This window comes from Nocardia sp. NPDC051900, assembly GCF_044452545.1.
In the GTDB taxonomy this organism is placed as follows: domain Bacteria; phylum Actinomycetota; class Actinomycetes; order Mycobacteriales; family Mycobacteriaceae; genus Nocardia; species Nocardia sichangensis.
On the sequence record NZ_JBITBU010000007.1, the window covers coordinates 148170 to 158639 of the forward strand.

At 69.5% G+C, this 10470-nt stretch carries 11 protein-coding genes; 8 read left to right on the top strand and 3 right to left on the bottom strand.

Annotation, left to right across the window (positions count from 1 at the left end; genetic code table 11):
- Positions 1-79: 79 nt before the first annotated feature.
- Complete coding sequence (locus ACIA5H_RS13650; protein WP_379255322.1) at positions 80-559, top strand: DUF4254 domain-containing protein; 480 nt, start codon at positions 80-82, stop codon at positions 557-559.
- Positions 560-619: 60 nt separating this feature from the next.
- Here ACIA5H_RS13650 and ACIA5H_RS13655 read toward each other — a convergent pair whose 3' ends face one another.
- Positions 620-2008, bottom strand: coding sequence for a cystathionine beta-synthase (locus tag ACIA5H_RS13655; RefSeq protein WP_195082524.1), 1389 nt, complete (start codon positions 2006-2008; stop codon positions 620-622).
- Positions 2009-2111: 103 nt separating this feature from the next.
- Between ACIA5H_RS13655 and ACIA5H_RS13660 the strand changes: the two genes are divergently transcribed.
- The 3 genes from ACIA5H_RS13660 to ACIA5H_RS13670 all read left to right on the top strand — a co-directional run bounded on the left by ACIA5H_RS13660 (position 2112) and on the right by ACIA5H_RS13670 (position 5126).
- On the top strand, positions 2112-2573 hold the full coding sequence (locus ACIA5H_RS13660; protein ID WP_356966792.1) for a hypothetical protein: 462 nt from the start codon (positions 2112-2114) through the stop codon (positions 2571-2573).
- A gap of 403 nt (positions 2574-2976) precedes the next feature.
- The gene (locus ACIA5H_RS13665; protein WP_379255323.1) at positions 2977-3864 is read left to right on the top strand and encodes an SGNH/GDSL hydrolase family protein; all 888 of its coding nucleotides are present in this window, start codon (positions 2977-2979) and stop codon (positions 3862-3864) included.
- A gap of 41 nt (positions 3865-3905) precedes the next feature.
- A complete protein-coding gene (locus ACIA5H_RS13670) occupies positions 3906-5126 on the top strand; it encodes an acetyl-CoA C-acetyltransferase (RefSeq protein ID WP_355078571.1) in 1221 nt (406 codons plus the stop codon).
- Positions 5127-5183: 57 nt separating this feature from the next.
- Here ACIA5H_RS13670 and ACIA5H_RS13675 read toward each other — a convergent pair whose 3' ends face one another.
- The gene (locus ACIA5H_RS13675) at positions 5184-6035 is read right to left on the bottom strand and encodes a Bax inhibitor-1/YccA family protein (protein WP_397076214.1); all 852 of its coding nucleotides are present in this window, start codon (positions 6033-6035) and stop codon (positions 5184-5186) included.
- 134 nt (positions 6036-6169) lie between these two features.
- Complete coding sequence (locus tag ACIA5H_RS13680) at positions 6170-7321, bottom strand: class I SAM-dependent methyltransferase (RefSeq protein WP_379255328.1); 1152 nt, start codon at positions 7319-7321, stop codon at positions 6170-6172.
- Positions 7322-7719: 398 nt separating this feature from the next.
- Between ACIA5H_RS13680 and ACIA5H_RS13685 the strand changes: the two genes are divergently transcribed.
- The 4 genes from ACIA5H_RS13685 to ACIA5H_RS13700 all read left to right on the top strand — a co-directional run bounded on the left by ACIA5H_RS13685 (position 7720) and on the right by ACIA5H_RS13700 (position 10464).
- Positions 7720-8295, top strand: a complete 576-nt coding sequence (locus tag ACIA5H_RS13685) for a hypothetical protein (RefSeq protein ID WP_355078568.1) — start codon at positions 7720-7722, stop codon at positions 8293-8295.
- Positions 8296-8347: 52 nt separating this feature from the next.
- On the top strand, positions 8348-9073 hold the full coding sequence (locus ACIA5H_RS13690) for a hypothetical protein (protein ID WP_397076217.1): 726 nt from the start codon (positions 8348-8350) through the stop codon (positions 9071-9073).
- A gap of 87 nt (positions 9074-9160) precedes the next feature.
- Entirely contained in the window at positions 9161-9772 is a 612-nt protein-coding gene (locus ACIA5H_RS13695; RefSeq protein ID WP_397076219.1) for a DUF305 domain-containing protein, read from the top strand.
- Between the two features lie 140 nt (positions 9773-9912).
- Complete coding sequence (locus ACIA5H_RS13700; RefSeq protein ID WP_397076221.1) at positions 9913-10464, top strand: hypothetical protein; 552 nt, start codon at positions 9913-9915, stop codon at positions 10462-10464.
- The last annotated feature ends 6 nt before the right edge of the window (positions 10465-10470 follow it).

Sequence of the window (10470 nt, forward strand, 5' to 3'; positions counted from 1 at the left end):
CATCGGAGGTGCACGATGCACAGCTTGTCGATCGACCGCGGCGTACGGCGGTCCGTTCCGAATGCACTGGGAGTCTGCCATGTTCGTGCGTGACCATCTGCCACGACGCTCGCACGGCGTCGTACGGCCGCTGCCGGATCAGCGCGAACTGGTCGCCGCCTTCGGCGGGCACCCGAGCGAGTCGGGCGAAGACCACCCCCTGGTCGGCTGGGCCAGGACGCTGGCAGCGCTGCACCGGCAGCGCCACTCCGATCCGCTGGCCGCCGCTGGAATAGATTGCCGCCGCGCCGAACTGGTGGCCACGATCGATGCGTGGGTGGTCGACCGACTGCCCCGAAGGCGTACGACCGACCATTTGCGCAGCGAATCCATCGGCGCCACGGTCGACCGCATGGCCGCCGCCCACGTCCACGCCAGCCATCTGCTGCACACCGCCGAGAAAGTGTCCGACACCCGGGTGCACGCGGCCTGGTACCGACTGGCGCTGCTGGCCGACGAATGGACCGACCTGATCACCGGCGGCGTCCGCGAAACGGTCCGCGGCAGGAGACCGGCATAGGCGTTCGGCCGGAAGCCGCCGTGACTCGGCTTCCGGGTTCGCCGCTCGCCGTGGTCTCGTCTACTTCCCGATGTTGCCCGTGCTGAGGAAACCGAGCAGGTCGTGGCGGGTGATCACGCCGACGGGCTTGCCGTCCTCGACGACCATCAGCGCGTCGGTGTCGGAGAGCGCCTTCGTCGCGGCGGAGATGGGCTCGCCCGAACCGATCAGCGGGAAGGAGGGGCTCATGTGCTGGGCCACCGAATCGGTCAGGTTGGCCCGGCCCTCGAAGACCGCCGACAGCAGGTCGCGCTCGGACACGCTGCCCGCGACCTCGCCCGCCATGACCGGCGGCTCGGCGCCGACCACGGGCATCTGGGAGACGCCGTACTCGCGCAGGATCTCGATCGCGTCGCGCAGCGTCTCCGACGGGTGGGTGTGCACCAGGTCCGGCAGCTCGCCGGACTTGCCGCGCAAGACGTCGCCCACGAGCGGTTCGGCCGTGCCGTCCAGCCGTTCGCGCAGGAACCCGTAGGAACTCATCCACTCGTCGTTGAAGATCTTCGACAGGTAGCCGCGTCCACCGTCGGGCAGCAGCACCACGACCACCGCGTCCGGGTCGCGCCGCGCCACCTCGACGGCCGCGACGACCGCCATGCCGCAGGAACCGCCGACCAGCAAGCCTTCCTCGCGGGCGAGCCTACGGGTCATCTCGAAGGAATCCGCGTCGGAGACCGCGATGATCTCGTCCGGCACCGCGGGGTCGTAGGCCGACGGCCAGAAGTCCTCGCCGACGCCCTCGACCAGGTACGGCCGCCCGGTGCCGCCCGAGTACACCGAACCCTCCGGGTCGGCGCCGATGATCCGCACCTTCCCGCCGGAGACCTCCTTGAGGTAACGGCCGGTGCCGGTGATGGTGCCGCCGGTGCCGACACCCGCCACGAAGTGGGTGACCTTGCCGTCGGTGTCGCGCCAGATCTCCGGGCCGGTCGTCTCGTAGTGGCTTTCCGGGCCGCCCGGGTTGGAGTACTGGTCGGGCTTCCACGCGCCATCGATCTCGCGAACCAGGCGGTCGGAGACGCTGTAGTAGCTGTTCGGGTGGTCCGGCGGCACGGCGGTCGGGCAGACCACGACATCGGCGCCGTAAGCCCGCAGCACGTTGCGCTTGTCCTCGCTGACCTTGTCCGGGCAGACGAACACGCACTTGTAGCCGCGCTGCTGCGCGACCAGGGCGAGGCCGACGCCGGTGTTGCCGGACGTGGGCTCGACGATGGTGCCGCCGGGCCGCAGCTTCCCGGACCGCTCGGCGGCGTCGATCATCTTCACCGCGATCCGGTCCTTGGAGCTGCCGCCCGGGTTCAAGTATTCGATCTTGGCCGCCACCAGCCCCGCGTTCGGTCCCACGACCGAGTTCAACCGGACCAGCGGCGTGTTGCCGATGAGATCCACGACATGATCCGCGATGCGCATGGCCCCCATAGTTGCAGACGCACTAACTGTGAGTTCGCGCACGCCGTGTGCAGCGGCCGCGGACTACCGGCGAACCGGCGCCCGCGGCCTTAGGATCGCTGCCATGAGGCAGCCGAACATCGCCCGCGCCGCAATGCTTCTGGCCGGATCGGCAGTGGCCCTAGTGGTCGGATCCGGCGCTCCAGCGGAGGCGGCCACCGTCGAATTCCCGCAGGTGCCGACGCTCGCGCGCGGCGGCCTGTGCTGGACAAGCATCCGCACCTGGGCTGACACCGGTCCGGAATGGCCCGGACGCGCCATCCTCAACGTGCGCGCGCTGCCCGTGAACGGCATCGGGCCGGGCTCCTACCCGCTGGCGCCGCTGTGCGAGGTCCGCACCACCGTGGCGTGGCGCAACGTCACCACCGGTGCGACGGGCAGCTACGACAACATCGTGGTCACCGGCATCTACGGCAGCATCCAATACGCGCTGTTCCAGGACACCGGCCCCGGCCTGGTCGAGGTCACCATCTCCACCGACGCGGCGAGCATCCCGGCCCGCGGCAGCTTCGTCGTACCGGGCTGACCTCGGCGAATCGGGACGCGCACATTTCGGGCCTGCCTCGCGGCGACCTCGCCGTCGCGGTCCCGAGCTGACCCGAGCGGGTGTTCTCCACACACGTTTGCCGACGACAGTGCGGGGTCAGAGGACCGCTGGGCAGCTGCGCCCCCTGCTCAGCAGCAGCCGAAGCCAGGTCCTCGATCCTGCTGCGACGCGCTGCGCACACGCGACGGTCCGCGATCACAGAACGCTCCACGCGCACCGGATTCTCGATGGCCGACTCGGCGACCGTCCGGCTGCTGATCGTCGGTGGCCTATCGCCCGACCATCCGTCGACGCACCCGCGACGCCTGGCAGCCCGCGGCGGCTGCCGGTGCGCCTATGTTCGCCGCTGGTCGACTCGGCGGATTTTCGTAAAATTCCTGGCGTGAGCGCACCTCAGTTTCGCTGGCGCGCGGCCGCGCTGACCGGTGCCGCGGCCGTGCTCGCCGGTTCCGGCGCGGGGACCGCGTGGTGGGCGACCTACCGTCTGCTCATGGCGCAGGCGGGCGTCGCGCGCGGAGTGATCGGCCGGGACACCTCGAAGCCGCCGGAAGCCGACGGCATCTACACCGCGGGCTGCGCGGAGCCCGAGCTGTGGCGTGCGGGCAAGCACGCCGACCTCCATCTGATGATCTTCGGCGACTCCACCGCGGCGGGCCTCGGCTGCGCGGTGGCCGACGAGGTGCCGGGCGTGCGCTTGGCCCGAGGACTCGCCGAGGCGACCGGGCAGCGGATCCGCCTGAGCACCAAGGCGATCTCCGGCGCCACGTCCAAGGGCCTGGCCGGGCAGGTGGACGCGATGTTCGTCGCGGGCCCGCCGCCGGATGCCGCGGTCATTCTCGTCGGCGCCAACGACGTCACCAAGAAGCACTCGATCCGCGCCTCCGCACGCAGGCTCGCCGCCGCGGTCGCCCGGTTGCGCCGCGCCGACGCGGTGGTGGTGGTCGGCACCTGCCCGAATCTCGGCACGGTGGCGGCCATTCCCCAGCCGCTGCGCACCGTCGTGCAGAACTGGAGCGTGCGGCTGGCCAAGGCGCAGCACGTGGCGACGACGGTCGCGGGCGGGCAACCCGTGCGCATGGGTTACCTGCTCGCCCCCGAGTTCCGCGCCGCGCCGGAGCTGCTGTTCGCCGCCGACGGCTTCCACCCGTCGGCGGCCGGCTACGAACTGGCCGCAGCGCAATTGCTCCCGGCGCTGCTGGAGGCACTGGGCGGGACAGGCGCTTTCGGTCCTCGGCGACGGGACGTAGATTCGGTACGAACCCGTGAGTAACAACTCCGGTTCGCCAGAACCGTCCGACCCAAGGAGTCCTCATGCCTGAGGCCGTCATCGTTTCGACCGCACGCTCCCCGATCGGCCGGGCCCGCAAGGGTTCGCTGGTCGACCTGCGGCCCGACGATCTGACCACGCAGATTGTGCGGGCAGCGCTCGACAAGGTGCCTGCCCTGGACCCCGCCCAGATCGACGACCTGATCCTGGGCTGCGGCTCGCCTGGCGGTGAGCAGGGCTTCAACATCGCCCGCGTCGTCGCCGTCCAGCTGGGCTACGACTTCGTGCCGGGCACCACGGTGCACCGGTACTGCGCGTCGTCGCTGCAGACCACCCGCATGGCCTTCCACGCGATCAAGGCGGGCGAAGGCGACGTGTTCATCTCCGCGGGTGTGGAGACCGTGTCGCGCTATGTGAACGGATCCGCCGACAGCTGGCCCAACACGCAGAACCCGCTGTTCGCCGAAGCGCAGCAGCGCACCGCGAAGACCGCCGAGGGCGGCGCGGGCATCTGGCACGACCCGCGCGAGGACGGCCTGATCCCGGACGTCTACATCGCGATGGGCCAGACCGCCGAGAACGTGGCGACCTCCACCGGCATCACCCGCGAGGACCAGGACCGCTGGGGCGTACGGTCGCAGAACCGCGCCGAGGAAGCGATCAAGAACGGCTTCTTCGAGCGCGAGATCACCCCGGTGACGCTGCCCGACGGCACCGTGGTCAGCAAGGACGACGGCCCCCGCGCCGGGGTCACCTACGAGGCGGTGTCCGCGCTGAAGCCGGTGTTCCGCCCGGACGGCACCGTCACCGCGGGCAACTGCTGTCCGCTCAACGACGGCGCGGCCGCTTTGGTCATCATGAGCGACACCAAGGCCAAGGAACTCGGGCTGACGCCGCTGGCGCGGATCGTTTCCACCGGCGTGTCCGGTCTGTCGCCGGAGATCATGGGTCTCGGCCCGATCGAGGCGTGCAAGCGCGCGCTGGCGCTGGCGGGCAAGACCATCGACGACATCGACCTCGTCGAGATCAACGAAGCGTTCGCGGTGCAGGTCCTCGGCTCCGCGCGGGAGCTGAAGATCGACGAGGACAAGCTGAACGTCTCCGGCGGCGCGATCGCACTCGGCCACCCGTTCGGCATGACCGGCGCCCGCATCACCACCACGCTGCTCAACAACCTGCAGACCTACGACAAGCAGTTCGGTCTGGAGACCATGTGCGTCGGCGGCGGCCAGGGCATGGCGATGGTCATCGAGCGTTTGAGCTGACCCGCGGACGAAAGGGCGGTCGCCGGATATCCGGCGACCGCCCTTTCGTCGTATTGGCTAGTCGTTCTGGAAGTAGCTCAGCAGCCGCAGGATCTCCACGTACAGCCACACCAGGGTGACGGTGAGGCCGAGTGCGACGCCCCAGGCCGCCCGCTCCGGAGCCTGCGCGCGGATCAGCTGATCGGCGGCGTCGAAGTCGAGCAGGAAGCTGAACGCGGCGATGGCGATGACCACCAGGCTGAACACGATCGCCAGCGGACCGCCGTCGCGCAGGCCGAGGCCGCCGTCGATGAAGAAGCTGGCGACGAGGTTGCCCAGCATCAGGACCAGGATGCCGATCATGGCGCCGACGATGATCCTGGTGAAGCGCGGCGTCACGCGGATGGCGCCGGTCTTGTAGACCACGAGCATGCCCGCGAAGACGCCGAAGGTGCCCAGCACCGCCTGACCGATCAGCGCGCTACCGCCGACCCCGCCGAACTCGATATTGGTGAACATGAACGACAGGGCGCCGAGGAAAAGGCCCTCCGCGACGGCGTAGGACAACACGATCGCCGGATTGTCCATCTTGTTCGCGAAGGTCGCGATCAGCACGAGCACCAGGCCGACCAGGCCGCCGCCGATGACGAACAGCGGCGCGAGCGAGGTGTTGGCGTTGGTGAGGCCGTAGGAGACGATCGCGGACAGCGCGAGCACCGCGAGGGTGATGCCCGTCTTCGTCACCACGTCGTCGATGGTCATCGCGCGCGTGGTGGGGGGAGCCTGCTGGTACTGGCCGTACTGCTGCGGGTATTGGCCGTACTGGTTGCCGAACTGGCCGGCGGAGGTCACGCCGGAACCGAAGCTGGCGTATCCACCGCCCTCCTGCCTTGGCAGGTTCCTGAAAACCGGATTGCTCGTGGTACGCATGTGAACGGCGTCCCTTTCTGGAGTCGTTGCCGCTGTTCATCGAGTTGCTTCACTCGATATCCAACTGCCCTGTCCAACGTTTGTCATCCGTCGCGAGTTCCCGGGGAGTCGCACAGAGCCGGACAATTCGGACTCTACCTTTGTCGTGGGTCGTGCAGACCACGCACCGACCGAGTCACGGTGAATTTCCGGTTGCGGCCCATCACTTCGGTCCGGCCCACCATCCGTTCGACTACGGCCCGATAGTTCAAATGCGAGTTGTACACCGTCCACAGCTCTCCGCCCGGGCGCAACACCCGCCCGGTCTCGGCGAACATTTTGATGGCCGATCCGGTGTGCACGGCCGCGCCGATATGGAACGGCGGATTACACAGCACCAGGTCGGCGCTGTTGTCCGCCGCCGAGGACATGGCGTCGTCGCGCACGACGCACACTCGGTCGGCGACCCCGTTCGCCTCGGTGGTGGCCCGCGCCGAGGCGACCGCGGCGGCGGATTGGTCGGTGGCGATCACCTTGATCCCCGGCCGCGCCGTGGCCAGGGCGACGGCAAGGATGCCGGTGCCGCAGCCGAGATCGATGGCGTCGCGCGCGTCCGGCTTCATCAGTCTCAGGTGCTCGAGCAGGAACCTGGTGCCGATGTCCAGGCGAGCCCCGGAGAATGCCGCGCCGTGCGCGACCACGTCGAGACCGAGTTCGTCCAGCCGGTCGCGCACCGGGAACGGCCGACCGGCTACGGGTTTGGGTCCGGCCACCAGCAGGGTCCGCGACTTCTGCCTGCCGCGGCTTGCGCGCACCTCGGAGAACGACTGCGCCAGAACGTCGTTCATCGACTTGGTCAGATATTTGTCCCGCCCGCCCGCGAACACCTCGACCGCCGGATCCGCGTAGCGCGCGATCGTGTCGGCGACCTCGGCCAGACCGGCCAGCATCCGGGGCAGGCGAAGCAGGACCACCTGGGCATCACGCAGCAACTCGGGGCCGAGCGGGTGCGCGGTGTAGCGATCCGACAAGCCCACCGCGCGGGCGTTGTTCGCGAGGGCGAGTTCGCCGGTGAGCAAGTCCTGATGTACCCGGACGTCGCGCAGATCGTGCCCCGCGATAGCGCCGAGGGTCAGTGCACCATAGGCGTCACCGATGATGGCTACTTTCCCGCTATCCACAGTCGCGAGGGCGTCGGCCGCGACGTCGAGGATCAGCCGATCGGCGGCGTCGACGGCGTAGAGGTTCAGCGCCTCCACGTCCGGATACCGCCGCAACCGGCCAAGTACGTCCTCGACATTTCCCACGCCTCAAGTGTGCTAGATCGTTGCCGCATGGTCGCGCCCACCCCGCCCTATCGATCCCGCCGGATTCCCGGCACGGCGATCCGCACGCTGAATCCGGTCAGGACAAGCGGTTTCGCGGACGCATCGGCGAATACGGCATTCGATCAACCGCCGATCCTCTCGGGCTCGACGGAGGGGCGATCCGGCGCCGGCGCTCACTCCGCCGGCGACGGCAGGACTCTCGCACACAGGACATGAACCATGGCAATCAAATAGCAATTAATCGGGCTCGGCAGGCCGACCATTCGAGGTGCACGAGTGTTCGCACCTCCGCGTAGCTTGCGGCGGACCGATCGCGAATGCTCCGCAACGCTCTCCGGTTACGCCGTCCGAGGCCTTTCGCTGAGTAGCATCGGGCCATGCGCAACAGGATGGTGCTCATGGTCGCGGTCGCGACGGCACTGCTCGCGGGCTGCGGGGACGGCGAGTCGGCACCGGGCCCACCGGCCGCGTCGAACACCGCCACGTCGGTCGAGGTAGCGCAGGCCCCAGCCCCCGGGGACACCGCCCCGAAGCAGGGCAAGCCTTCCGGCGACGCCGCGCTCACGGTGACCGATGTGCGGCTGGGAAGTCAGCCCGGTTTCGATCGCGTGGTCTACGAACTCGGCGGGGCGGGCACGCCCGGTTGGATCGTCCGGTACACCGACCGGGCGGTGCAGGACGCCAGTGGCAATCCGGTGGACGTGGCGGGCCGGTCGATTCTGGAAGTACGAATCCTGGGCTCGGCTTATCCGTTCGACAGCGGCGTGACACCGTACGAGGGCCCGGACCCGGCCGTCGACGCGGCGGTCTCCGGCATCGCGGGCGTCTACCGGACGACGGTGTTCGAGGGCGTGACGCAGTCGTTCATCGGCGTGCGGGCCGACCGGCCCTCCTTCACCGTCACCACGCTGTCCAACCCGACCCGATTGGTCGTCGACGTCGCGAGCTCCTAGATACCGGTACCGCCAACGGGTATATCGAGAGCGGGGGCTAGACTCGGTACTCGTGGTCGACCGCCGCGCACTTCCCGCCGCCGGGCTCGCCCAGCTCCTAGGGGTGCTGGCGTTGGTCGCCGGGGTCGTCGCGATGCATTCGGCGGTCTTCGGGTTCGCCGGCCACGCCCACGCGGCCGGCGTGCACACCCTCGCGACCGCCTCCGACGCGGTCGCCGACGGACTCGAACGAGCTGCCGCCGCGCCCGGATTTCCTCATCGACACGCGACACCGCAATCCTCGGGCGGCGCTCCGACCGGCCACGATCGACCTCAGGACAGGGCGCACCGCGACGACCGGCAATTCTTCGGCACACGCGGCCAGGAGTTATCGGGCACACCGGGCGCATCCGCACCGGTGGTCGCTTCCCGCAACTCGTCTACCCCGCCAGCCGTCCGGGCAACCCCGGGCACGGACACACCGGCCGTCGCTTCCCGCGACTCATCTGCGCCTCGAGCCGTCGAGTCGACCTCAGGCGCGTCATGGCACGCGACCGTCGCGGCGAAGATGTCCCACTGCGCGGGCGGCGGGTGCGACGGCGAGCACAGCGCACTGCACGGCTGTGTGTTCATCTTGGCCGCCTCCATCGCGTTGGCCGCGTTGGTGCTGCTCCGCCGATTGGCGTTCGATCGCCCCGGCGGCGGTGCGGCACGACCGCGGCACTGGCGGGCGCGGCGTGCACGACCGCCGCCGTGGACCGTGCTCACCTTGGCCGAACTGGCGATTCTGCGGATCTGACAACTCCGTCGCCGCCGTGTGTCCGAACCACGGTGGCGGCGCAGTCCACTCCGTCCTCAGACTTCGCACTTCGCAAGGAGCGACCCCATGTTCATCACTCGCACCCGATCGGCCCTCGTTCTCGCCGCGGCGGCCGCGGTGAGCCTCGCCGGATGCGGCGACGCCGACACCGGGCACACCACCGAGCACGGCACCTCGACCACCACGGCGGCCGTCACGACCGCACCCGCGCGTGCCGCGCACAACGACGCGGACGTGATGTTCCTCCAGATGATGTATCCGCATCACGCCCAAGCCGTCGGAATGGCGCGGCTGGTGCCGACGCACACCGACAACCAGCAGCTGCGTGCGCTCGCCACGCAGGTGGAGCAAGCACAAGCGCCGGAGATGCAGCAGATCACCACTCTCTTGCAGAGCTTCGGCAAACCGGCGCCCACCCCGAGCGAGGGGCACGGCGGCCACGAGATGCCCGGCATGATGTCCGCCGAACAGATGGCGGCGCTGGACGCGGCATCGGGTCCGGACTTCGACCGTCGATGGCTGACCATGATGATCGAGCATCACGCGGGCGCGATCGCCATGGCCCAGACCGAGCTGGCCGAGGGCGAGAGCGCCGACGCGAAGGCGCTCGCTCAGCGGATCGTCGCCGCCCAGCAGGCCGAAATAGCGCAGATGCGAGCCATGCTCGGCCAGAGCTGAACCGCTCCCCCGCGCCGATATCGGTTGGCCATCGTTATCGGCGCGGGCTCGGCGTGGCGGGTCCCCGCGACGTACCTTCGGATTGTCCGGCTCCGTTCATCCGTCCCGGCCGGACTTCCGAGGGGAGCGAGGGACCGACCATGCGACGACTCGAACGCGCGGGCCTGCTGGTGGCCGCGACGGCTACCGCGGCGGGCGCGCTGACCATCGGCGCCTGCGCGCAGCAGATCTCCGGCACGGCGGCGGTCAACCGGACCGACCTGGCCGCGTACGCCTCGGAGGTCACCTCCTCCTCGGCCGCCGCCTCGTCGTCACGGGCCGCCGCCGCCGAACGCGCCACCAAGTCGGCCTGTGACGCCTTCCTGGCCGCGAACGGCAGCTCGGTACGCGCGTTCAACGACTACATCGATGCAAGCAACACCAAAGGCCGCGGCGATCCCGATACGAACGGCAAAGCCGACGCGGCTGTCACGACGCTGCGGAACAACGGGCGCTCGGTGGACCAGAGCGTGACCAGAGAGGTGCCGTCCGGTATCGCCACCCCGCTGCGCGCCTACCGCGACGACACCAACGCCTTGGCCGACACGCTGGCCCGCCGCGCCGACACCGACACTTTGAACGCGGCGATCGACCGGTTCAACGCCACGAAGAACACCGCGCTGACCGCCTGTCAGGGGCACGGCACCCGCTGAACCGTG